This window comes from Tessaracoccus sp. MC1865 (genome assembly GCF_017815535.1).
Lineage (GTDB): Bacteria > Actinomycetota > Actinomycetes > Propionibacteriales > Propionibacteriaceae > Arachnia.
The window spans coordinates 226,098-248,328 of record NZ_CP072596.1; the positions used below are offsets into that span (position 1 = coordinate 226,098).

Here is a 22,231-nt window from a genome sequence, read left to right on the forward strand (position 1 = left end):
CGTGCGCAATAGTTGACCCATGGCGTCTCCCACCACATTCCGGGTCGACCTCGACGCGATCCACGCAAACCTGGCCACCGTGCGCGAGCTGAGCGGCGACCGCGCCATCCTCGCCGCGGTCAAGGCCAACGCCTACGGACACGGACTGGTGCCGGTGGCGCGCAGCATCCAGGAGCGCGGCTCGGCGGAGTGGCTGGGCGTGGCCCTCACGGCGGAGGCCGAGGAACTCCGGGCGGCCGGTGTGACGCTGCCCATCCTGAAGTTCACCCCCACCTTCGCCGACGAGCTGCCGGCCGCGCTGCGCGCCGCCGTCACCCTGTCCGTGGGCACGGTTGAAGGCATCGACGAGGCGGCCGCGGCCGCCAAGGCCGGCGGGCTGGTGGCAGACGTGCACCTCAAGATCGACACCGGCATGCGCAGGGTTGGCGCCGAGCCCCGGGACGCCGTCGAGCTGGCGCGCCGTATCGCGGATTCCGGGAGCCTGCACCTGGGCGGCGTCTTCACGCACCTGCCCGTCAGCGACGTGTCCGCGGGTGACGACTTCACCCGCTCAGAACTGGCCCTCTTCGACGAGGTGGTCGCCCAGATCGAGGGGGCGGTGGCTCCCGTCGAGTGGGTGCACGCGGCGAACTCGGGGGCGGTGCTCGGGCACGACCTCGGCCGCACCACGATGGTGCGGCCCGGCATCATGATCTACGGCTCGTACCCGGACGTCGAGACTCCGCCCAGCCGCGAGCTGCGCGACGTGGGCACCTGGGTCTCCCGGGTGAACTTCGTCAAGCGTGTCGCTGCCGGGGAATCGGTGGGGTACGGCCGCACGTGGACGGCGCCGCGCGACACGTGGATCGCCACCGTCGCCGTCGGGTACGGAGACGGCTACTCGCGCCTCCTGTCCTCCCGCGGACGGATGCTCATCGACGGTCGTTCCTACCCGGTCGTGGGGCGGGTGTGCATGGACCAGACGATGCTCGACCTGGGCCCGGAGGACCCCTCCGTGCGCGTCGGCGACGAGGTGGTGCTCATGGGCACCAGCGGCACCGAGCGGCTGGGCGTCGAGGAGGTCGCCGAACTCATGGACACCATCACCTATGAGGTGACGTGCCTGATCGCGGCGCGCGTGCCCAGGGAGTACTTCGGCTAACCCGTTTCGACGATGCCGCCGCTGAGCTTCCGGCGCCGGCTGGGGAGTTCGGTGAGGGCGTGCATGGCGATCGTGCGCGTGGACCACCCATCGACCGCGGCACCGACGCCACCGCCCACCAGCGGGATGCGCTTGCCCACCCAGACGCCCAGGCGCTTGCCGGTCATCTGGTTCATGGCGCGGTCCAGGAGGGCCTTGGATATCTGGTTGTCGAGTTTCGCGTCGAAGACGGGGGCGGTGGCCACCGTGGCGGGGGAGGACGGGATGATGCCCTTCTCCAGCAGGTCTGCGTTCCCGCCGGGGCCCAGCATGACCATCAGGATGGCGGTGCGCACCCGGGGGTCGTCGAGTTCGTAGCCGCGCAGGTGCGCGATGGCCGCCACGAGCCGCGCCTGCAGGAACGAGGCCGCCGCGATGTTGGCCGGGATGGTCACCAGCGACACGAAGAAGCCGCCCCAGTTGGTGGCGAACCCCTGGCCGCCGGCCATGGCGATGTGGGTGTTGACGAGGCTGCGGATCGCCGCCTCGGAGTCGCCCTGCCTCAGGAGGGTCTGCTTGGCGGAGTGCTTGGCACCGGGCAGTTTCCCCTTGCCCCGGATGGCGAGGTCGAGCAGTTGGTGGAAGACATCGGCGGTCAGGCCCTCAGCCACGGCCACGGCATCGCTTGGTTGCATCATGGAGGCCTCCTTATGGCATTCAGCTTGCCACGCGTGCCAAGCCGAGTCGAGAGCCCGCCGGACGAACCAGGGACGAACCGGGGGTGCACCGGAGGGGGCGCAATCCGGACCGGCACCTGCAAGACTGGAGTGATGTTGGGCGTCACGTTCGGCCGGCCGGAAGAGTGGCCGAGCCAGGATCTCATCGGCTGGTCCGAGGAGTTCAGTGCTGCCCTGGCGCTGGAGGCCTACCGCTGCGGCGTCTTTCCCATGCCGTTGGGCACCGGCGACGAGGAAATGGGCTGGTGGTCGCCGATGCGCCGCGGCATCCTGCCGGTGCAGGGCCTGCACGTCACTCGCTCCCTGCGGAAGAACGCCAAGCGGTACGTCACCACGGTGGATTCGGACCCCGACGCGGTGCTCGCCCGGTGCGCGGACCCGTCGCGGCCGCACGGCTGGATCGACAGCCGCATCAGCACCGCCTACCGCGAACTGTTCGACGCCGGATGGGTGCACACCGTGGAGGTGTGGACCGACGACGGCGCCCTCGTCGGCGGCCTCTACGGCGTGCACGTGGGCGGGATGTTCGCGGGGGAGTCGATGTTCCACGACCCCGTGCGGGGCCGGGACGCTTCGAAGGTGGCCCTGATCCGCCTGGTTACCCAGCTGCGCGCCGTCGGGGTCGGGATCCTCGACGTACAGTGGCTCACCGAGCACCTCGGCTCACTGGGGGCCTACGAGATCCCCCGCAACGACTACCTGCGCAAGCTCGCACCCGCCATGGCCTATCCCAGCCTCGAATGGGACAACCTGGGCCCCGTCGCCGGCGAAGACCTGCTCCGCGCCTTCGACGACGGCGCACGGGCGGCACTGCAACTGAGAGGGGAGCGTCGTGCCTGAACTACCAGAGGTGGCGGCCCTGGCCGCCGCGCTCGACGAGAAACTGCGGGAACGCATCATCACCGAGGGCCACCTCGTGAGCTTCTCCGCGCTGAAGACCTTCCGCATCGGCCTCGACGCGCTGGCCGGCCTCGAGGTCACCGGGGTGACGCGGCACGGCAAGTTCGTCGACATCGACGCCCAGGGCATCCACCTCATCTTCCACCTGGCCCGAGCCGGCTGGCTCACCTGGCACGACGTGGCCCCCACCGTCCCCGCCCGTCGTGGCAAGTCCGGGCTCGCGCTGCGGATGGTGCTGGACGACGGGTCCGGCTTCAGCATCACGGAGGCCGGCACGCAGAAGGGACTGGCCATCTACGTGGTGGAGGACCCGGCTGAGGTGCCCGGCATCGCCGCGCTGGGCCCGGATCCGCTCGCGCCCGAGTTCACGTCGGAGGACTTCCGCGCGGTGCTCACCCGCGCCGGCCGCTCCCAGTTGAAGGGCGTGCTGCGCGACCAGAAGGTGCTGGCCGGCATCGGCAACGCGTACTCCGACGAAATCCTGCACGCCGCGAAACTGAGCCCGTTCAAGGCCGCCAACTCCCTGTCACCCGAGGAGGCCGACGACCTCTTCGCCCACGTCCACGAGGTGCTCCGGGAGGCGCTCGCCTCTGCTGTCGGCACCCCCATCGCCGAACTCAAGGACGCCAAACGCGCCGGCATGCGCGTCCACGGACGCACCGGCGAGGCGTGTGACGTCTGCGGCAGCACCATCGCGGAGATCTCCTTCGCAGACTCGTCCCTGCAGTACTGTCCCGGCTGCCAAACAGGCGGCAAACCCCTGGCCGATCGACGTATGTCGCGGCTACTGAAGTAGGAGCCCAATGCTCGAACACGCCATCTGGTGGCACGTCTATCCCCTCGGCGCCACCGGCGCCCCCATCCGCACGGAGCACGGGGCGCCCGCGCCCAGACTCCGCAAGCTCGACGCGTGGCTGGACTACGCCGTCGAACTCGGCTGCAACGGGCTGCTGCTCGGGCCGGTCTTCCAGTCCGTGTCGCACGGCTACGACACCCTGGACCACTACCGGATCGACGCCCGGCTCGGCGACGACGCCGACTTCGACCACCTCGTCGAGCAGTCCCGCGCGCGGGGCATGCACATCATCCTCGACGGCGTGTTCAACCACGTGGCCAGGGAGCACCGCCTCGTCGGCGAGCGCCCAGAGCTGGTCAGGTGGGAGGGCGACCGGCCCAAGGGGTGGGAGGGGCATGACGCCCTCGTCGAACTGGACCACGGCAACCCGGAAGTGCTCGACCTCGTCGTCGACATCATGCTGCACTGGCTGCGGCGTGGCATTGCGGGCTGGCGACTGGATGTCGCCTATGCGGTGCCCGCGTCGTTCTGGCGCGCGGCCGCCGAACGGGTCCGCGCGGAGTTCCCGGATGCCGTCTTCGTCGGCGAGGTCATCCACGGCGACTACCTCGGCTTCATCGGGGAGTCCACCTTCACCACGCTCACGCAGTACGAGCTGTGGAAGGGGATCTGGAGCTCCCTCACGGATGTCAACGGGTGGGAGTTGGCGCACGCCATCGAACGGCACGCGGTCTTCGCCGAGCGCTTCCTCCCCAACACGTTCCTCGGCAACCACGACGTCAGCCGCATCGCCACCCGCGTGCCGAGGGCCACGACGGTGGTGCCCTACCTGCTGATGACCCTGCCCGGCGCGCCCAGCATCTACTACGGCGACGAGCAGGGTTTCACGGGCACGAAGACCGAGACCTGGCACGGCGACGACGAGATCCGCCCGCCGCTGCCGGAAACCCCCGCCGGGCTCTCCAGCCTGGGCGCCCACGTCTGGCACCACTACCGCGCGGCCGTGGCGCTGCGCCGCAGGCATCCGTGGCTGGCCACAGCCTCTGTCGAGGTGCTGGACAAGTCCAACGAGCACCTCACCTACCGCGTGTACGACGGGGGTCGCGCGCTCACCGTCGACCTCGACCTGGCCACGCCCGGCGTCCGGGTCACCGGAGAGGGCGAACACCTCCACATCGTCGCCCTCGCCTAGCTAACTAGCGACCCCCCACATTCCTCGCCAGGTCAGCCAACGCGAGTCACGTTCTGGAGCCATAAGTCCCTCGGGCCATTCATGATGAGGTTCTCCAGAGTCGCCACGGTTTCGCCTGTCGTTGGATCGAAGTGGGAGACTGACCAACTCCTACGCCCGTCCGGGAGGTCTGTGAAGTGGAGTGAGTAGAGCCCTGTAGCATCAAGCAGCCAGCGAGCGGTGGTCGTCAGGGGACGAAGTTCACTGACGATGCCGTCGACAGGGTCCACCTCCCAGAGATGGTCGTCACTGATCCAGTAGAGCAGGCCCCCAATCGTTACTAGCCCATCAGGCCCACGCGATCCCGTGGCCCAAGACCGAACTGCGGTTTGTGAGAGCCCCGAGAGTCCAACGCTCCGCACCGCCTGAGTGCTCGGGCTCAATATCACAAGTTGGGCTGCGCCCTTCTCATTCGCGGTGAGGGCAACAACGTTGTTATCCCATCCAGTCACCCCCCAGAGGGCGTCGTTAGGCACTGTCGGTCCAAAAGTTGCGAGGGAGGGATCTGGTCCTAACTCGGTTAGTGTGCTGGAGGACTCGGCGATGTCCGTCCCGGCGAATCCGTAGACCCTGTTCTCCACCCAGGCCACACCTTCCGTGACCACTCTCGGAACCTCCCACGTCCGCGCCCCGGCGCCATCAACGATCGCGAATGCCCATCGATAGGCATCATCTGTCTGGTACCCGTTGATCGACAGTAATACGCGCTCATCGTGCACCTCGACTGCCTGCGTTGCCCCATATTCGAATGGTGCAGGCCAACTCTCTAGCGAATGGCCCCAGCGCCATATGCGATCATGTCCCAGCCAGACGAGCTCGGTGCCACTGGAGGTAATAGTTGACTGCTCTTCAGGGGTAAACGAGACGTTGGTGACGGATGTCCCTTGCGGGTCTGTGATGAGAACGGCTCCGCTCTTTCCGTCCACAGATTCACCCGCCCCCATGTTTGTGAAGAGGAGGGCATACCCCGGCCCTGGGATAGCCGACGGTTCGGACACTGGACTGCTGGTGGCGAAGTCATCGGGTGAAACGACATCGTCGCTGTGGCACCCGGACACGATGCACACCCCGATCCCACCAAGGAGGGACCGGCGGCTGACGAAGGGGATCACGCGCGTTCCAGGTAGCGATTCACGGCGCTCAACGGAGTGTTGACAAGGTCGACCGGATATACGCCCATATTCGTGCTCTTGTTTCCGTCGAGATCAACGTTATCCGTAGAAGCGTACATCCAGGCCGCCCACACCAGCGATGAGCAGTTGTGACTTGAGCACCAGACGCACTTGTTGAACGCGAAGTTGTCGTTATAGCTAGGGTTGCGGCTGAGCATGGTTGTACCGAAGGTGGCCGCACGTTCAGCCATGTTGGTGGACTGTCCGATCACTCGGCGAACATGCGCAATCCCGTACTGTGGGTGGTGCTTAAGTCGGCTATAGCTTTGGTCGATTCTCCGAATTCCAATTTTGTCCTTACGCCCCACCATGTGAACCGCTGCGCATTGCTCCACGAACAGTGTGTTGTGCCCATGCCGGACAATGTTTTTAGCATAGGAATAAGTGTAGAGTCCGGGTGCTGAACAGCCGAGCTTTACCCAAACGGTGCCGGGATCGTCACCGGCCAGGCTGTCGCCGCTACTCATCGGCCCAATGTCCGGTGCCGAAGCCTCGGTCAGGCTCTCCGCACCGGCGAGGTCCCGGGCCGAGGCAGAGTCCGTATATAGGTCTTCTACGATGGAGGACCGAGTACGTCCGGTCGTCCGTTCCATCTCCTGAATTCGGCTTTCCAGATCCTCTCTGGCAAGTCCAGGGTTGACGCGCAGGACTTCCTGGAGTTTGGAGTCTGTGGAGTCGTCCGCCAGGGCAATCGATGGTGCCAGAGACACGACAGCGAACAACGCAACGGCGATCAATTTCCTCATGCGGCGAACGTATCATCCCATTGTTTTGAGCCTACTCAGGGGTGGGCTTAATCCGGGCCCCACAAGTTTTGCGTAGCCACGCTTATGGTGTGTCGTTGAGACTTGTTCATGTTTCCGGTCGAATTGGGTCCCGAATCTGGTTGAGAGCTTCGGTAAAGATCTGGCAAGGATGGTCGCGGGAACACGTCATTTCAGGCTGTTTCTGGCCGTGGGCCGGGCCCCTCTCCGTCTGGCGTGCTGCACGCGGCCTCCAGCGCGGCTCTGCGGCTCAGGTACGCCGTACAGGGCTCTTCCGACTCGGTGATGGGCAAGGGCTGAAGCGGCGCGCTCCTCACTCCGGCCTCGATGGCCAGAGCCACGCCCTACGATGGCCTAATGGGCAAGCGTGACAAGGTCGAACGAACCGCCAATAAGGTCGAGCGGCACCCCGCTGCCGTGATCGCCGCCTCAGTGGGGCAGGTCGTCAACGGGATCGTGCACATCATCATCGGCCTGATCGCCGTCGGTATCGCGCTCGGGAGCGGCGGGTCCGCAGATCAGAGCGGCGCCATGCGTGCCATCGACGCCTCTCCGGTGGGGTCGATCGCGCTGTGGGTGGCAGGCATCGCCATGTTCGCCCTGGCTCTCCACTCCTTCGCGGAGGCGGCCACCTCCGTCCGGCGCGAACCCTGGCAGGCCGCGCGCGCCGCAGGCCGGGGCATCGCGCATGTCGCCGTCGGTAGCGTCGCCGTCGTCTACGCCACGGGCGGCAGCACCGACGGCGAGGAATCCACCGATTCGTTCAGCGCCACCCTGATGCAGTCGACGTGGGGTTCCTGGCTGCTCGCCATCATCGGCCTGGTGATCCTCGCCATCGGCGTGGGCATGGTCATCAGCGGCCTCCGCAAGTCCTTCCTCGAGCATGTGGACGTCACCGGGCGCACCCGCCGCGTGTTCACCGCGCTCGGGATGACCGGATACCTGGCCAAGGGGGTGGCCGTCGGCGTGGTGGGCATCCTGTTGGTGGTGGCGGTGCTGAGCCGCGACGCCGATGAGGCGGGTGGGCTCGACGGAGCGCTGAAGAAGCTCACGGAACTGCCGTACGGCACTGCGCTGCTGATCGTGATCGCCGTGGGTGTCATCGCCTACGGCATCTTCTGCTTCGCCCGGGCCAGTGCCCTCGCCAACACCCGCCGCCGCAGCTGAGCGGTTCACGGCATGCAAGAAGGGCCCGGCGAGCCGGGCCCTTCTTCCATCGGGGTCAGCCCCAGATGCCGGCGTTGCGCTTCTCAGTGGCGTTGTAGCCGTCGGCGATGTTGCCGAGGAGCACGGGCATGCGCTGCACGATGTCCTGCTGGCGCTTGGCCGACTGATCCCACTGGATCTGCACTTCCTGGTAGGAGTTGCGGGCGTTGTCATCCCACTGCCCGAGGGACGAGGACAGCTCGCCCTTCAGGTCCTCGAGGAGGCTGGTGAGTTCGCGGTGCGCGGCCGAGAGGTTGCTGATGCCTTCCTGCAGGCCGGCAACAGAGTAAATGGTTGAGTCGCTCATGAAAATCTCTCCTGGTCAGTTCTGGTCAGCGGCCGTCAGCCGATGAGTCCGGCGATCTGGTTGGCGGTGGCCTGGTTCTCTTCTTCACGCACGCCGTACTCGCGCAGCGTTTCGACCAGCTGGCCGTGGATCTTGTCGAGACCGGCCTTGACCTTCTCGAACTCCGTGTCGAACTGGCGGTAGCCGTTCTGGAAAGCGGTGGACGCATTGCCGTGCCAGCGCGAGGCGAGGTCGCTCATCTGGCCCTGGAGGCGGTTCTGCAGGTTGTGGATCTGCTGGTGCTTGGCCTCAATCTGCTGCGTCGCCTTCTGCATGGCAGCGCGGTCTACGGACTTGTCGCTCATGATTCATTCCCTTCGACGTCGAGCCACTGTGGCCCTGTAAGAGCCACAGTGGAATCTCCTCGTGGCTGCGGTGGTGTCTTCCGAAACCCTAGGCCGCGGAGAGGGTCACTTTCCGTGGCCCATGACACATTCAAGTAGGGATACCTATTCCCGGTGGATGAGGGGATGGTGCGCCTCATCCCGCGGGCTCAACGTGGTCGCGCCCGAGCGCCACCCCGCTGGGCAGCCCGGAGCGGATGAGGTTCAGCAGGCCACCCGTGACGGGCAACGGGGTGGCGTCGCCGTAGCCGAGGGCCTGACGCGCCCCCATCGTCGGGATGCCGTAGCCCCGGCCGTTGAGCAGGAGGGTGGCGGCGGCCTCGTCGGTGCCGGCATCCCCGTTGCGCAGCAGCGCGCCCTTCAGCGGCGGCAGGTCGATGTGGTCGATGTACTTACCCGTGGGGGCGCCCAGCCGGCGTTGGTCCAGGGCTGGCGTGGCCTGGCCCATGGACACCGACACCCTGTCCGGCGTGTCCGCGCTGAAGGTGGCACACACGGAGGCGTCCCGGCCGCTCTCGTAGCCTGGCGGGGCCTTCGGCTGGTACATCGGGATGCCGCCCTCGGTGATCGACTCGAGGTCCTCGATCAGGTAGCCCGACAGGTCACGCTCTGAGATGGCGCCCACCTCTTGGGTGAAGTCCCTGTTCTTCTCGTGGAACAGCAGCTTCGCCTCCAGGTAGGAGATCTGGGCCAGGCCGTCGTTCAGCTGGACGAAGTAGCGCACCGGGTTGCTCCCGGTGACCGCCACCACGTCGCCGATGGTCTTGCCCTGGTAGGCCTTCACCGGGGTGTCGCCGTAGCCCGTGATCTGCGGTGGGTTGATCGGTGCCCCCATCGGCAGCGCATAGATCCAGGAGTTGCCCGGCTCCACCTCGGGCACGTCGAAGGAGACGACGCCCCCGCTGCCCCGCGCGCTGTACAACTCGTGGCTCTGGCCGCCCGAGACGAGGTACCGGGTGCCCTCGCTGGCCTTGGCGATGAAGCTGTAATCCATGCTGGAGGCCTCCGTCGCCCCGAACTGGAGGGTGAGGTAGCGGCCGCGACCCATGGGTTCGGTGGAACACAGGCGCAACGGGAACGACGCCAGGTCTTTGGCTGCGGGGAGCTGCGGGGGAGCGCCGGGGATGCCCTGGCGCGGCTGCATCTCCGTGCCGACGAGCGCCTCGGTCTTCACGTCGATGATCCGGGGCGGGCCGCCGGGGTCGTCGCCGGCGGCGAGTAGCCGGGCTGTCGCCACGTCGGTCACCGGGATGACGAGCTTGTTCGTGTGCGCGAAGAGTTGGCCCGACTGGACGTCGTTGAGGATGACGTTGTCCTGATCGCGCCACGATTCGTTGGTCACACCACCGCGCAACAGCCCGATCAGCGCGGTGCCGGCCAGCAGGACCACGCCCAGGAGGACGGAGACGAAGGTCGCCGTGCTCACCCGCCTGAGCGGCGGCGTGGGGTCATCGGGGTCGCGGTCCACGAAGGCCGCGATCATGCGGCGCGAGGTGAAGGCGTGCGCCTTCAGAAGGTCCTTGCGAGTCGCCATCGATGTCCTGCGTGTGTCCGGGCCGGGGGTCGGGGGCAACTGTAGCCGCCGTCGGGCGCATGCCGGCGGTGTGCAGCGGCGGGCGTGGACCGTTGCACGTCCTAGAGTGGGCGCTCGGAGGAGGTCAGATGCTGCGGAGGACCAACGGCTACGCGCTGCAACGGCGGGCACGCTCGACGCGATTCCTGCCCATGGTCGTCGCCTGGCAGATCGTGCTGGTGATCGTGGCCCTGCTGGTCGTCCAGCGCTCCGCGTGGGCGTTGGCCACGGCAGGTGCCGTGCTGCTCGTCGCCATCCTGATGAGCCTCCCCGTCAACGGGCGCTCGATCCCGGCCACGCTGAAGCTGCGCTCCGCGTTCCGGCAGAGGGCGCGGCGGTGGGTGGAGCACCCCGAGCATGCGTCCGGGCTGGTCCCGCTCGCGCAGTGGCTGCCCGGCCTCGAACTCACCCAGATCAAGGACGCCCACGACGGCGACATCGGCGTCACCGCGGACGGCGGATCCTGGTCCGGCATCCTCGAGGTCACGGCAGACCACACCCTGTTCACGGACCGCGGCGCCGAACTCGACCTCGACGCGCTCGGCGCGCTCACCCGGCAGGACGACGTCGCCTTCGCCGGCGTCCAGGTCGTCACCCTGACGGTTCCTGCGCCGTCAGGGGCGATGCTGCCGGCGGGGTCACCCGCGCTGGAGGCCTACCGCGAGATCATCCCCGGCACCCCGCCACCGGCATTGCGCCGCACCTGGGTGGCGCTCCGCCTCGACCCGCGGCTCTGCCTGGAGGCGGTCGGCCGACGGGGCGACGGCCAGACCGGCGTGTTCGCCACCCTGCGCTTCGGGCTCCACCGCGCCCAGGCGCTCCTGAAGCGGCAGGGCATGCTCACCGCTCCACTGGACCCCCACGGGATCTCCGACGTGCTGACGCTCACCTCCGGAGCCTCTCCCGCGCCCGCGGAGCCGCGCAGCCGCGAGGAGTGGTCGGCCTGGTTCGGCGACGGCCTCGTGCATGAGACCCGCGCCCTGGGCGGATTCGGGGCCTCGCCCAGCGCCGCCTACCAGCGGGTGCTGGACGTGGTGGCGAAGGCGCCGGCCATGATGGCCGTCACCTCGTTCACCGTCAGCCCCGGCCGCCCGCCGGAGGGCGCGGTGCGCCTCGTGACGGCCAGCCTCGAACAGGCCATCGCCGCAGACGACTTCATGGTGTCCAAGCTCGACGGCGTGGTGAAGCTCGCCCCGCTGGGCGGCGTGCAGGTCCCCGGTCTGCTGGCCACCGTCCCCCTCGGAAGGCGGATCGACGAGTGAGCGAGATCTCGTTCCAGGCGCTCGCGCCGGAGAAGGCCATCGAACAGCAGTTGCCCACGATGTCGACGGGGCCCTCAGGGATGCTGCTCGGCTCCGGCCCCGGCGGGCCGGTGACCATGCGCCTGTTCCGCCCGGAGCCCACCCGCCTGTACCTGGCCGTGCCGGAGTACCTGCGGTGGCTCGTGGCGTTCCGCGCCATGTGCATCGGCGCGCACCTGTCGGTCATCGCGACAGACCACCGTCGCTGGCTCACGTTGGCGGACACCGTCCGGGCCTGCGGGGGCACGATCGACGTGTTGAACACCCCGGAGAACCTGCCGGGACAGGGTCGCCCCTTCCGACCGAGCCTGATCATCGACGAGACGGGCGCCGTGGGCACCACCGCGCGGTTGGGTGCCTGGCAGGCCGTCGCCATCGTCGGCGACCCGTCGTCGCCCAAGGCCATCGCGGACCTGCGGGTGTGCGAGATGGCGATGGTGTCGCCGCTGGGCCCCAAGAGCGGGGAGAACCTCCGCCGCGCCTATGCGTTGCAGTCCGGCCAGGTGAAGGCCGTGACGGACCTCGACGAGTCCGAGGTGGTGCTGGCGTCGGTGCGCCGCGTCGTGAAGGTCCGCGTGCCACCCTCGCCGACGGAGTACCGCCTGTTGTTCCAGTCAGGCCCCGCCTGAGCGGCCCGGCGAGCCTCAGAGCAACGTGCTGAAGTAGGCGTACAGGTTCAGCACGCCCAACAGGGCCGGCACGATGCCGATGATCGCGAGCCACTCCAGCACGTCGCCCCACCGGCCCCACGTGGGGGCCAGGATGCGCTGGTACCACGAGGCCGAGTAGTGGGCGAAGACGTAGGTGAGTGCCAGGGCGACCGCGAAGAGCGTGACCATGCCGCCCAGCGACTGCACGGGGCCGGTGGCGACGGCGTACAGGCTGATGACCACGGTGATCGCGCCGCCGAGCAGCAGGCCGAGCCGCTGGGTGAAGCCGACGAACGCGCGGGCGCGCAGCAGGTAGGCGAACCCGATGCACAGCATCAGCAGCGTCGACCAGAGCGTGCCCTGGCTGATCACCACGAAGGCGGCGAGGACGGCGACCACCGACATGGCGGCCAGCATCGCCCCCAGCAGCCTGTCGGCGAACAGAGCCCGCTTGACGATGTCGGACTGCACGGGGGTCTCGTCCGCCAGGATGCCCTCCGTGGTGGTGGGCAGGTTCGGCAGGGCCACGCCCGCGATCCGGTAGGACAACGGCGGCAGGTAGGCCGTCAGGAACGAGGAGATGGTCACCACGATGGCCGCCACCTCCACGTCGTGACCGGGGAACAGCAGCATGAAGCTGGAACCGACGACGATGAGCAGTGCGGCCAGGGCGGCGCTGAACAGCGGCATGGGCTGCACGTTCGCGGCCAGCGCGCAGACGGCGGAGGCGATCAGCACGAGGCTCGCGGCCAGGATGATGCGCACCGCGAGCGGCACGATCCCGGACATGGGGTCCGGCAGGAACCAGCCGGCGATGCCGGCCAGCGCCACGCTGCCCCAGGCCAGGGCCGCGGCGGTGCGCCGTTCACCGGCGGCACGGGCCAACGCGATGGCACCGATCGCCGCGGCGAAGCTCAGGAAGCCGGTGACCCCGACGGCCAGGGCCATGGGAAGCCGGAGCGACGGGTCGAAGCGGGCCTCGGCCAGGTCGATGGGCTTCTGGCCGAGGATGACCAGGAGCGGGATGCCGATGAGGGCCAGCAGCATCAACGTGATGCCCATGCGTTGGGAGTGCTTCGCCTGCCAGGAGGGGCGGGAGTTGGTGGCGCCGGCCACGGCGTCCACGACATCGTCGAACGCGGCGTCGGGGATGGCGCTCTCGCGCTGGCGCAGGTGGAGCGTCTCCCCGTCGCGGATCCCCAGCTTGTGCACCGGCGTGTAGAGGTCGAACGGGTCTGAGCCGAAGCGCTGCAGCACCCAGGCGTGCACGGCGTCGGTGGGGTTGTTCGACTCCAGGCCGGAGAACCGCAGGATGCTCGGGAGCAGTTCGCTGAGGGACACGGAACCGGGCAGTGCGAGGTCGACGCGACGGCTGCTGGAGATAACCGTGACGCGCGACAGATCTTCCTCGGCCGTGGTGTTCACGTCGGATACCTTAACCGGCCGGGGGCGCACGGGCGCCGGCTTGCCCCTCGAGTCCATTAAGTTTGGCGCTCATGGGCCAGATCACGTTCCACCGGCCGAAGCGCGTGTCGCCCCCGGCGATGCCGCGCGGAGACCTGTTGCTGGAGTCACCGCCGGAGATCCCCCCTCCGGCGGCGTCGAAGCCGTTCGGCAACCTCCTGCGCATGCTCCCGATGGTCGCGGGTGGCCTCGCAATGGGCCTGATGATGTTCAACATGGGCGGCATGGGCGGTGGCCGCGGCGCGCTCGGCGGCGTGATCGGCGGCCTCTACGCCGTCTCGATGATGGGCATGATGCTGTCCCAGGTGGGCCGGCAGAACGACGACCAGTCGGCGCAGCTGGACGCCAACCGCCGCGACTACTTCCGCTACCTGGCCCAGGTGCGCAAGAACTTCGCGAAGACGGCCGACGAGCAGCGGGAATCCGTGGCCTACCGCCACCCGTCGCCTGATTCGCTGTGGACCATCGTGGGCGGGATGCGCATGTGGGAGCGGCGCCCGGACGCGGAGGACTTCGGCTCGGTCCGGGTCTCCGTCGGCCGTCAGCAGTCGGCCAAGCGGATCACGCCGCCGGAGTCGCAGCCCATCGAGGACCTGGAGCCGCTCACCACCGGAGCGCTGCGTCGGTTCATCCGCACGCACCGCGTGATCCAGTCCGTGCCGCTCGCGGTGGACCTGCGCGGCTTCCGCGCGGTCCAGCTCGTGGGCGACGAGGAGGACTGCCGGGCGCTGGCCAGGGCCATGGTGGCCCAGCTGGTGACCTGGCACGCGCCCTCCGACGTGTCGCTCATGGTGGCGGCAGACCCGGCGCACCAGACCTCCTGGCAGTGGGTGAAGTGGCTGCCGCACCTCCAGCACCCCACCGAGGCCGACGGCGTGGGCCCCGTCCGGATGTTCGCCACGGCGGCCGGCGAGCTCTCCCAGATGGCCACCTCGGCGCAGAACGCCGACAACCCACCGTCGCTGGCCGTCATCGTCTCCGACGGCGTGGAGGGAGTGGCTTCGCAGCAGTTCGTCACGCCGGACACGAAGGCCGTCACCATCGAGGTCACGGGCAACCGTGAAGTTCCCCGGTCCCTGGAACTGGGCGTCGCGGTGTTCGAGGTGCGCGGCGACACCGTCGTGCTGCACCGCCGCACCACCCGCACGCCGCACGCCCAGACGCCATTCGGGCGGCCGGACAACGTGCCCGTCGTCTATTGCGAGATGCTCGCCCGCGCGATGGCGCCCTACCGGATGCCGGAGCTCGCCGCTGGGCAGACCGCCGACGACGGGCCCGCTGAGGTCGTCTTCGCGCCGCCGAAGGACTACCCCGCAATGCTGGGGGTGGGCGATCCGCTCACGCTCGATCCCCGCGTCTCCTGGCGCCCCCGGCCCCTGCGCCAGCACCTGCGCATCCCGTTCGGCACCGCCGACGACGGCAGCGCCGTCGAGCTCGACATCAAGGAGTCGGCGCAGGGCGGCATGGGGCCGCACGGCATCTGCATCGGCGCCACGGGTTCCGGCAAGTCCGAGTTTCTGCGCACCCTGGTGCTGGGCCTGGCGATGACGCACTCCACCGAGCAGTTGAACTTCATCCTGGTCGACTTCAAGGGCGGCGCGACGTTCCTCGGCCTCGAACATCTCCCCCACGTCTCCGCGGTGATCACCAACCTGGAGGGTGAGCTCGGCCTGGTGGACCGCATGCAGGACGCCATCAGCGGCGAACTCGACAGGCGCATGGAACTGCTCCGGGCGGCGGGCAACTTCAAGAACCGTGAAGACTACGAGGCCGCCCGGCAGAACGGGGCGGACCTGCCGCCGATGCCCAGCCTCTTCATCGTCGTGGACGAGTTCTCCGAGCTTCTGTCGGCCCGCCCCGAGTTCATCGACCTGTTCGTCCAGATCGGCCGCGTCGGCCGGTCCATCGCGGTGCACCAGCTCCTCGCGTCGCAGCGGCTCGAGGAGAACAAGCTGCGCGGCCTCGACACCTTCCTCAGCTACCGCATCGCGCTGCGCACGTTCTCGCCGGCTGAGTCGCGCACCGTCATCGGCGTGCCGGACGCCTACGAGCTGCCGACGCCGCCCGGCAACGGCTACCTCAAGTACGACACCACCGGCATGACCCGCTTCAAGGCGGCCTACGTCTCCGGCCCCTGGCACGGCAACGCCGACCCGGTGGCGACGCCGCTGCAGCACAGCCCCCTCGACGACCTGGTGATCGAACCGCGCTCCTGGACGCCCCCCGTGCTCGAGTTCACCGCCGACTACGTGATGCCCGTGACGCCCCCCGCGCCGGAACCGGCAGCGGCGCCCGCTCGTGCCGCGGCCCCGGCGGAGGACCCCGTCGAGGACGAGGACGACGACGAGACGCTGCTCAGCATCGCGGTGGGCCGGTTGAAGGGCCACGGCTGGCCCGCGCACAAGGTGTGGCTGCCCCCGCTCGACGTGCCGCCGGCCATGGACCAGTTGCTGGGCGGGCTCGCCGAGGTCGAGGGCCGGGGCCTGCAGGTGGCGGACCCGCAGCGGCGGTCCAGCCTCCAGGCCCCCGTCGGGCTCATCGACCGGCCGCGTCAGCAGCGGCGCGACCCCTGGTGGATCGACTTCTCCGGCTCCGGTGGCAACCTTGGTGTCGCCGGCGGGCCGCAGTCCGGCAAGTCGATGGCGCTGCGCGCCGCCATCGCGGGCCTGTCCCTGACGCACACCCCGCAGGAGGTGGGGTTCTACATCCTCGACTTCGGCGGTGGCGCGCTCACCTCGATGCGTGACCTGGCGCACATCGGGTCGGTCACCGGCCGGCTGGACGTGGACCGTGTCCGGCGCACCGTCGCGGAACTGATGTCGCTGCGCTCGGCGCGCGAGGCGCAGTTCGGCGAGCTGGGCATCGACTCCATGACCACCTATCGCCAGGGCCGCCGCGACGGTTCCATCCCCCCAGACCGGTTCCCGACGGATGTGTTCCTCGTCGTGGACGGCTGGGCGACGCTGAAGACCGAGTTCGAGAACCTCGAACCGCAGGTCCAGACGCTCGCCAACAGCGGCCTCGGCTTCGGCATCCACCTGTGGGTGAGCGCCACGAAGTGGATGGAGGTGCGGGCGGCGACCAAGGACGCGCTGCAGTCCAAGATCGAACTCAAGCTCGGTGACGCTTTCGACTCCGAGGTGGACCGGAAGCTGCAGGGCGCGATCCCCACGGGGCGGCCGGGCCGCTCCATCACGGCGGGCGGGCTGCACGCGCTCGTCGGACTGCCCCGGATCGATTCGGTGGAGGACGCCGACGACGTCGCCGCCGGGCAGCGCCAGTTCATCGAGACGGTGAACCAGGCCTGGAAGGGGCCGCGCGCCGCCGAGGTGCGGATGCTGCCGGAGAGCCTCGAGATCAACGAACTGCCCGCGATCGGCCACGACCCGGCGGACCGCCGGATCCCGTTCGCCATCGACGAGCTGGAGCTCTCGCCGGTCTTCCTGGAGACGATGACGGAGCCGCACCTGGTGGCCTTCGGCGCCCCGGAATCCGGCAAGTCGAACCTGCTGCGCCTCATCCTGAAGGGCATCACCACGCGCTTCACGCCGCAGGAAGCCAAGATCATGATCGTCGACTACCGCCGCTCGCTGCTGGGCGAGGTGGAGACGCCGCACCTCATCGGCTACTACCCGTCGGCCTCCGCGGCCACGCCCATGCTGCAGCAGACCGCGGAGGCGGTCCGCGCGCGGCTCCCAGGGCCGGACGTGACGCAACAGCAGCTGCGCGACCGCTCCTGGTGGACCGGCGCCGAGGTGTTCCTGATCGTCGACGACTACGAACTGGTCGCCACCCAGTCCGGCAACCCGATGGCGGTGTTCTCCGATCTGATCAACCAGGCCGGCGACATCGGCCTGCACATCATCATGACCAGGGCCTTCGGAGGCGCCAGCCGGGCCGTGTTCGGTGACCCGTTGATCACGAAGATGAAGGACGCCGTCAACCCGGCGCTGATCCTCAGCGGCAACAAGGAGGAGGGCAAGCTCTACGGCGACGTGCAGGGCTCGCCCATGCCCCCCGGCCGCGGCACGTTGGTCACCCGCACCTTCAAGGGCCTCATCCAGACGGCGCACCTGCCCCGATCCGAGACCTGAGGCACCGGGCGGGGGTCAGCGGGCATGGCGGCGGGCCGCGGCGGGGATCGCGATCGCGGCCACCACGCCCAGCCCCACCATCAGCACGGCCCCGACGGCGACCCCCAGGCCCAACACGGGCATGCGGGCGTCGACGGGCTCGGGTTCCGGCGTCGGGGCCGGCGGGGGGACGAACTCAGCGGCCTCGCTCGACATGGGCGCGGGGCGGGTGTCCAGTACGGCCCGCAGGGGGTTGACGATGCCCCAGCCCAGCTGGGCGTCGGGCGCGGTGGCCGGGGGCGGGTCCGCCGTCAGCTGCAACCGGGTGAGGAGCTCCGCGGCGGAGGCCCGCTCGCGACCCGTCGCCGCGTCGTACTCGAGCATCAACGCGATGACGCCGCTGACGATCGGCGCGGCGAACGACGTGCCCGTGTCCAGGTGGAAGGCCTGGTTCGCCGTCGTCGCGTTGCGGTCGTCCTGCGAGGGGGCCAGCCCGACGATGCCGGCGCCGGGGGCGCCGATCTCGACGCGAGACCAGGCGTAGGACTGGGGATGCGCCGATTCCTGCTCCGTGCTCATCCCGACGGAGATCACGCCGGGGAACGAAGCGGGGAACAGCGGGCCGACGTTCTGGTCGCCATTGCCTGCCGCGGCCACCACGACGATGCCGGCGCTCAGCGCCCGGTGGATGGCAGCCTCGAACTCGTCGAAGAAGGGGACGTCGCGCTGCACGGTGAGCGAGAGGTTGATGATGTCGACCTGGGCGTCGACGGCGGCGTTGACGGCGCGCACCGCAGGCTCCAGCGATTCCGGGGCAGGCGCCTGCTGCCCCTCGTCGGGCTGCACCGCGGACTGGGCCAGCGCCCGGTAGGCGAGCACCTCCACGTCCGGGGCGATGCCGGCGAAGTTCGTCAGTGGATGAACCGTGCTGCCGTCCGGCCGCAGCCCGGCCGCCAGCAACGAGGTGACGAACGTGCCGTGCAGGCAGTCCACCTTCACCTTCTTGTCGCGTTCGTCGTCAGAGACCCCGACGAAGTCGAAACCCTGGACCTGGTCCGGATCGAAGTACAGGCTGCCGGCCGTGCTCACGCCGGTGTCGATCACGGCCACCGTCACGCCCTTGCCGGTGGCGAGGCGCCAGACCTCATCCATGTTGAGGCGCTGGAGGTGCCACGCGTCGAGCAGTTGTCCCTCAGGGGTGGGCTGGTTGATCTCGCAGCGTGTGGGCCGGAAGACATCGGCCTCCTCGGCGGATGCCCCGACGGCGGCGTTGGACAGCAGGATGCCCGCCGTCATCGCGGCCGCGGTGGCGCGCCAGAGGTATCGCTTCACGCGGGTCAGGGTAGTCGCCGGCGGGGCCAGCGCGAATCGGGCGGCGCAATTTCCGGACCGGGTTGGCGGGCGCGGGCGCGGAAGGGGGAGGATGGGGACGTGCTCGGATACTTCGGTCCCGCAGGGACGTTCACCCATCAGGCGTTGCGCATGATCACCGACGAAGAGGCGGTGGCGTTCTCGAGCGTGCGCGAGGCGCTGGATGCGGTGCGCCACGGTGACGTCAGCGGCGCCGTCGTGCCCATCGAGAACTCCGTCGAGGGCGGGGTGTCGGCCACCCTCGACGAGCTGATCGCCGGCGAGCCGCTCGCCATCCGTGCTGAGATCGTGATCCCCGTCGAGTTCGGGCTCTATGCCCGTGAAGGCACCCAGCTCGCCGACGTGCGGCAGGTGCTGACCCACGGGCACGCCGCGGCCCAGTGTCGTCAGTGGCTGGCGGAGAAGGTGCCCCGGGCGCAGGTCACGGAGGCGGGCTCGACGGCCGGCGCGGCTGCGGAGGTCGCACGCCCGGAGTCGCGCTACGACGCGGCCGTCTGCGCACGGGTGGCCGGCGACACCTACGGCCTGACCGAACTGGCCTACGCCATCGAGGACAACCCGGGCGCGGTGACCCGCTTCGTCGAGGTGGGGAAGGCCGGGCCGGTCGCCCGGCGCACGGGCGCCGACAAGACCACGCTGGTCGCCTACATGCGCGAGGACCACTCGGGTGCCCTGCTGGAGATCCTCGAGCAGTTCGCCGTGCGCGGGGTGAACCTGACCCGGATCGAGTCGCGCCCGACGAAGACCACGCTGGGGTCCTACTGCTTCTCGATCGACGTCGAGGGGCACCTGCACGACAAGCGCGTGGGCGAGGCCCTCGAAGGCCTGCACCGCGTCTGCCCCCGCGTCCACTTCCTGGGTTCCTACCCCCGGGCCGATGAGTCGCGGCCGAAGGTGGGCGACGGGTTCACCGATGACTCGTACGACGCGGCCGCGGCCTGGGTGGAGAGCCTCGGCCTGCCGTTCTTGCCCTGAGCCAGGCGCCCGGCGCCTGGTCGAAGGGGCCTAGGCCGACACGACCCGCGCAACGCCGGGCAGGACCTCGAACCGGATGGCGCTGACGGCGCCGATGACGTCGCCGTCGACCTGGAAGGGCACCGGGAGGTCACAGTTGACGACCACGTCGCGTGCCACCCGCCGGTCGACGAACGGCTCGCGCCTGGTGCGCAACAGCACGCCCGCCATCATGCGCAGCACGTCGCGCGAGTGACGCGGCGAGGCGACCAGCAGGTTGAGCAGCCCGTCGGAGGCGTCCGCGTGGGGGAGCAGCCGCACTCCGGCACGGAGCTCGCCCAGGTTCCCCACCTGGACGAGCGAGGCGTCGCGCAGCAGCACCTCGCCGTCGACGGCGATCCTGCTGGGCACCGGCCGCGCCTTCACGTGGCGCAGCCCGGCGAGCACGTAGCCCAGTTGTCCCAGCCGCTTGAGCCGGGCCGTGGCGTCGGTCACGACGGCTGCGTCCGCGCCCAGCCCCGCCATCACCGCGGCGTAGCCCTGGGCGTCGGTGTCCAGGTTCGTGTAGCGCAAGAGGTCGAACGGGCGGGGCGTGCCGTCGAGCGCCTTCACCAGCGCCGGGCGCAGCCGCAGCGGAAGCCGGAGGTTACGCGCCAGGAGGTTCCCCGTGCCGGAGGGCAACAGCCCGACGGGGACGTCTGTGCGGCGGAGCGCCGCGAGCACCATCCGCACGGTGCCGTCGCCGCCTGCCACGAGCACCCGGTCGACGCCGGCCTCGAGGGCTGCCCTGGCCTGCCCGGTGCCCGGGTCCTCGGGCGTCGTCAGCAGGTACCGGGCCGCAGGCAGGCCGCGGGCGCTGAGTTCGCCGTCGATGATCGCGCGGAAACGCTCACCCCGGCGCACCGAGGCGGGATTGACGACGACCGCGACCCGCATCTACGCCCGCCGCGGCCGCTTGACGAAGAACCAGGGCAGCATGGCGACCGCCAGGACGAACGCGGTGACGGCCCAGGCCCAGCCGAAGCCGAGGATGTCGGCGATGGCCCCGGCCAGCAGGGTGCCGGCGATGGATCCGAGGTCTGTGGCCATGGAGTAGGTCGAGAGCGCCTGGCCGCCGTTGCGGTTCGACCCGATGAGATCTGCCAGCAGGGCCTGGGATGCGGGGGCGATGAACGCCGCGCCAGCGCCGGCGGCTGCCGAGAGGACGAAGAACCAGGTGAGGGTGTCGAACCAGCCGAACGGGAGCGTGACAAGGGCGGAGAGGCCGAGGCCGACAACCAGGAACGGGCGCCTGCCCAGCCTGTCGATCAGCCGCCCCGTGGCCTGTTGGGTGATCGCGTTGCCGACGGCGAACAGCGTCAGCGCAATTCCGGCGGCAGCCGCGCCGATGGTGGGGACCGCCGCCGCCATCAGCGGGAGCAGCGCGATGCGCACGCCGAAGTTGGCCCAGCCGTGGGCGAAGCCGGTCACCAGCAGCGCCCGGTAGTACGGGAGGGCCATGGCCTCGCTGAGAGTCATCCTCGGCTGCGCCTGTCCCGGCACCTCGGGCGCGCCGGTGTCGCGGCGCAGGAACACCATGACCACGAGCACCGAGGCGAAGACGGCAGCGGCGTAGAGGAAGAACGGCACGCGGAGGCCCAGGCCGGACAGGGCGGAGCCGAGGATGGGGCCGAAGATGTTGCCCAGCAGGAAGGCCGAGCCGTACAGCGACGACGTGTGGCCGCGCTGCCCGGGGGGCGACAGCCGCACCAGTAGGCCCATCGACGACACCGTGAACATGACGGAGCCGATGCCGCCCAGCCCGCGGAACAACAGCAGGGTCCAGTAGTCGGGCGCCAGGCCGCTGAGGGCGCTGGAGAGCGCGACGATGCTCAGGCCCAGCAGGTAGATGCGGCGTTCGCCGAACTTCCCGATGAGGGCGCCGCCCGCAGGGGCGAAGATGAGGCGCACGAACGCGAACACCGACACGATCGCGGAGGCGGCCATCACGCCCACGTCGAAGGACTTGGCGAACTGGGGCAGGATCGGCGCGACGATGCCGAACCCGAGCGCGATGAGGAACGCGGCTGCCACCAGCACCCAGATCTCCGCCGGGATGGGCTCCCTACGTGTCGCCTTAGCCACTCTTCGCCTCTCCTATGGGGGCCACGAAACTGACCACGTTCACCCTATCCCCGGGGGGAAGTGTCACGCCCCTGCCTTACTGGGCTGGGAGAGGAACCCGAGTTG

The 22,231-nt window shown here is 69.3% G+C and carries 19 protein-coding genes; 9 read left to right on the forward strand and 10 right to left on the reverse strand.

Annotated elements, in window-relative coordinates; genetic code table 11:
• The first annotated feature begins 19 nt into the window (after window positions 1-19).
• Entirely contained in the window at window positions 20-1,141 is a 1,122-nt protein-coding gene (alr, locus tag J7D54_RS00975) for an alanine racemase (RefSeq protein ID WP_182762925.1), read from the forward strand.
• Here the strand turns inward: alr and J7D54_RS00980 are convergent.
• Window positions 1,138-1,818: an EcsC family protein gene (locus tag J7D54_RS00980; RefSeq protein WP_083665571.1), complete on the reverse strand. Its 681-nt coding sequence runs from the start codon at window positions 1,816-1,818 to the stop codon at window positions 1,138-1,140. The two genes, alr and J7D54_RS00980, sit on opposite strands and share 4 nt — an antisense overlap.
• A 132-nt stretch (window positions 1,819-1,950) precedes the next feature.
• Here J7D54_RS00980 and aat point away from each other — a divergent pair, with 132 nt between their 5' ends.
• From aat to J7D54_RS00995, 3 genes are read left to right on the forward strand one after another with little or no spacing between them, the layout of a single operon-like run.
• Complete coding sequence (aat, locus tag J7D54_RS00985) at window positions 1,951-2,697, forward strand: leucyl/phenylalanyl-tRNA--protein transferase (RefSeq protein WP_182762923.1); 747 nt, start codon at window positions 1,951-1,953, stop codon at window positions 2,695-2,697.
• Complete coding sequence (locus J7D54_RS00990; RefSeq protein ID WP_182762921.1) at window positions 2,690-3,553, forward strand: Fpg/Nei family DNA glycosylase; 864 nt, start codon at window positions 2,690-2,692, stop codon at window positions 3,551-3,553. The genes aat and J7D54_RS00990 overlap by 8 nt, the downstream gene beginning before the upstream one ends.
• Window positions 3,554-3,560: 7 nt before the next feature.
• Window positions 3,561-4,745 carry an alpha-amylase family glycosyl hydrolase gene (locus J7D54_RS00995; protein ID WP_182762919.1) on the forward strand — a complete coding sequence of 395 codons (1,185 nt, stop codon included), beginning with the start codon at window positions 3,561-3,563 and terminating at the stop codon, window positions 4,743-4,745.
• A gap of 32 nt (window positions 4,746-4,777) precedes the next feature.
• On the opposite strand, the gene J7D54_RS01000 is transcribed toward J7D54_RS00995, so the two are convergent.
• Both J7D54_RS01000 and J7D54_RS01005 read right to left on the reverse strand, forming a co-directional pair.
• Complete coding sequence (locus J7D54_RS01000; protein WP_182762917.1) at window positions 4,778-5,896, reverse strand: hypothetical protein; 1,119 nt, start codon at window positions 5,894-5,896, stop codon at window positions 4,778-4,780.
• Complete coding sequence (locus J7D54_RS01005; RefSeq protein ID WP_182762916.1) at window positions 5,893-6,702, reverse strand: hypothetical protein; 810 nt, start codon at window positions 6,700-6,702, stop codon at window positions 5,893-5,895. The genes J7D54_RS01000 and J7D54_RS01005 overlap by 4 nt, the downstream gene beginning before the upstream one ends.
• 375 nt (window positions 6,703-7,077) lie before the next feature.
• On the opposite strand from J7D54_RS01005, the gene J7D54_RS01010 reads away from it, so the two are divergent.
• Window positions 7,078-7,887, forward strand: a complete 810-nt coding sequence (locus J7D54_RS01010) for a DUF1206 domain-containing protein (protein WP_182762914.1) — start codon at window positions 7,078-7,080, stop codon at window positions 7,885-7,887.
• Window positions 7,888-7,942: 55 nt separating this feature from the next.
• Here the strand turns inward: J7D54_RS01010 and J7D54_RS01015 are convergent, their stop codons facing one another.
• From J7D54_RS01015 to eccB, 3 genes are all read right to left on the reverse strand, one after another.
• Window positions 7,943-8,233 carry a WXG100 family type VII secretion target gene (locus tag J7D54_RS01015; protein WP_076062476.1) on the reverse strand — a complete coding sequence of 97 codons (291 nt, stop codon included), beginning with the start codon at window positions 8,231-8,233 and terminating at the stop codon, window positions 7,943-7,945.
• Between the two features lie 35 nt (window positions 8,234-8,268).
• Complete coding sequence (locus J7D54_RS01020; protein ID WP_076062478.1) at window positions 8,269-8,577, reverse strand: WXG100 family type VII secretion target; 309 nt, start codon at window positions 8,575-8,577, stop codon at window positions 8,269-8,271.
• Window positions 8,578-8,752: 175 nt separating this feature from the next.
• Window positions 8,753-10,150, reverse strand: coding sequence for a type VII secretion protein EccB (eccB, locus tag J7D54_RS01025; RefSeq protein WP_182762912.1), 1,398 nt, complete (start codon window positions 10,148-10,150; stop codon window positions 8,753-8,755).
• A gap of 128 nt (window positions 10,151-10,278) precedes the next feature.
• Here eccB and eccE point away from each other — a divergent pair, with 128 nt between their 5' ends.
• The gene (gene eccE, locus J7D54_RS01030; RefSeq protein WP_182762911.1) at window positions 10,279-11,451 is read left to right on the forward strand and encodes a type VII secretion protein EccE; all 1,173 of its coding nucleotides are present in this window, start codon (window positions 10,279-10,281) and stop codon (window positions 11,449-11,451) included.
• Window positions 11,448-12,119 (forward strand): hypothetical protein, encoded by a 672-nt coding sequence (locus tag J7D54_RS01035; protein ID WP_182762909.1) that lies wholly within the window; start codon window positions 11,448-11,450, stop codon window positions 12,117-12,119. Before eccE ends, J7D54_RS01035 begins: the two co-directional genes overlap by 4 nt.
• A 15-nt stretch (window positions 12,120-12,134) precedes the next feature.
• Here the strand turns inward: J7D54_RS01035 and eccD are convergent, their stop codons facing one another.
• A complete protein-coding gene (gene eccD / locus J7D54_RS01040) occupies window positions 12,135-13,565 on the reverse strand; it encodes a type VII secretion integral membrane protein EccD (protein WP_182762907.1) in 1,431 nt (476 codons plus the stop codon).
• A 71-nt stretch (window positions 13,566-13,636) separates the two neighbouring features.
• Between eccD and eccCa the strand changes: the two genes are divergently transcribed.
• Complete coding sequence (eccCa, locus tag J7D54_RS01045; protein WP_182762905.1) at window positions 13,637-17,698, forward strand: type VII secretion protein EccCa; 4,062 nt, start codon at window positions 13,637-13,639, stop codon at window positions 17,696-17,698.
• 15 nt (window positions 17,699-17,713) lie between these two features.
• On the opposite strand, the gene J7D54_RS01050 is transcribed toward eccCa, so the two are convergent.
• Window positions 17,714-19,009: a S8 family serine peptidase gene (locus J7D54_RS01050; protein ID WP_182762903.1), complete on the reverse strand. Its 1,296-nt coding sequence runs from the start codon at window positions 19,007-19,009 to the stop codon at window positions 17,714-17,716.
• A 99-nt stretch (window positions 19,010-19,108) separates the two neighbouring features.
• On the opposite strand from J7D54_RS01050, the gene pheA reads away from it, so the two are divergent.
• Window positions 19,109-20,023, forward strand: a complete 915-nt coding sequence (gene pheA, locus J7D54_RS01055; RefSeq protein ID WP_182762901.1) for a prephenate dehydratase — start codon at window positions 19,109-19,111, stop codon at window positions 20,021-20,023.
• A gap of 30 nt (window positions 20,024-20,053) precedes the next feature.
• Here pheA and J7D54_RS01060 read toward each other — a convergent pair whose 3' ends face one another.
• Together J7D54_RS01060 and J7D54_RS01065 are read right to left on the reverse strand one after the other, a co-directional pair.
• Window positions 20,054-20,938 carry a diacylglycerol kinase family protein gene (locus J7D54_RS01060; RefSeq protein WP_182762899.1) on the reverse strand — a complete coding sequence of 295 codons (885 nt, stop codon included), beginning with the start codon at window positions 20,936-20,938 and terminating at the stop codon, window positions 20,054-20,056.
• Window positions 20,939-22,126 (reverse strand): MFS transporter, encoded by a 1,188-nt coding sequence (locus J7D54_RS01065; RefSeq protein ID WP_182762897.1) that lies wholly within the window; start codon window positions 22,124-22,126, stop codon window positions 20,939-20,941.
• Window positions 22,127-22,231 lie beyond the last annotated feature (105 nt).

Excerpts from the sequence above, each read along its gene's own strand:
- J7D54_RS01010 (WP_182762914.1), top strand. The coding sequence starts at position 7,078 with ATGGGCAAGCGTGACAAGGTCGAACGAACCGCCAATAAGGTCGAGCGG.
- J7D54_RS00980 (WP_083665571.1), bottom strand. The coding sequence starts at position 1,818 with ATGATGCAACCAAGCGATGCCGTGGCCGTGGCTGAGGGCCTGACCGCC.
- alr (WP_182762925.1), top strand. The coding sequence starts at position 20 with ATGGCGTCTCCCACCACATTCCGGGTCGACCTCGACGCGATCCACGCA.
- J7D54_RS01060 (WP_182762899.1), bottom strand. The coding sequence starts at position 20,938 with ATGCGGGTCGCGGTCGTCGTCAATCCCGCCTCGGTGCGCCGGGGTGAG.
- aat (WP_182762923.1), top strand. The coding sequence starts at position 1,951 with ATGTTGGGCGTCACGTTCGGCCGGCCGGAAGAGTGGCCGAGCCAGGAT.
- eccB (WP_182762912.1), bottom strand. The coding sequence starts at position 10,150 with ATGGCGACTCGCAAGGACCTTCTGAAGGCGCACGCCTTCACCTCGCGC.
- J7D54_RS00995 (WP_182762919.1), top strand. The coding sequence starts at position 3,561 with ATGCTCGAACACGCCATCTGGTGGCACGTCTATCCCCTCGGCGCCACC.
- eccCa (WP_182762905.1), top strand. The coding sequence starts at position 13,637 with ATGGGCCAGATCACGTTCCACCGGCCGAAGCGCGTGTCGCCCCCGGCG.
- J7D54_RS01020 (WP_076062478.1), bottom strand. The coding sequence starts at position 8,577 with ATGAGCGACAAGTCCGTAGACCGCGCTGCCATGCAGAAGGCGACGCAG.
- eccE (WP_182762911.1), top strand. The coding sequence starts at position 10,279 with ATGCTGCGGAGGACCAACGGCTACGCGCTGCAACGGCGGGCACGCTCG.
- J7D54_RS01005 (WP_182762916.1), bottom strand. The coding sequence starts at position 6,702 with ATGAGGAAATTGATCGCCGTTGCGTTGTTCGCTGTCGTGTCTCTGGCA.
- J7D54_RS01015 (WP_076062476.1), bottom strand. The coding sequence starts at position 8,233 with ATGAGCGACTCAACCATTTACTCTGTTGCCGGCCTGCAGGAAGGCATC.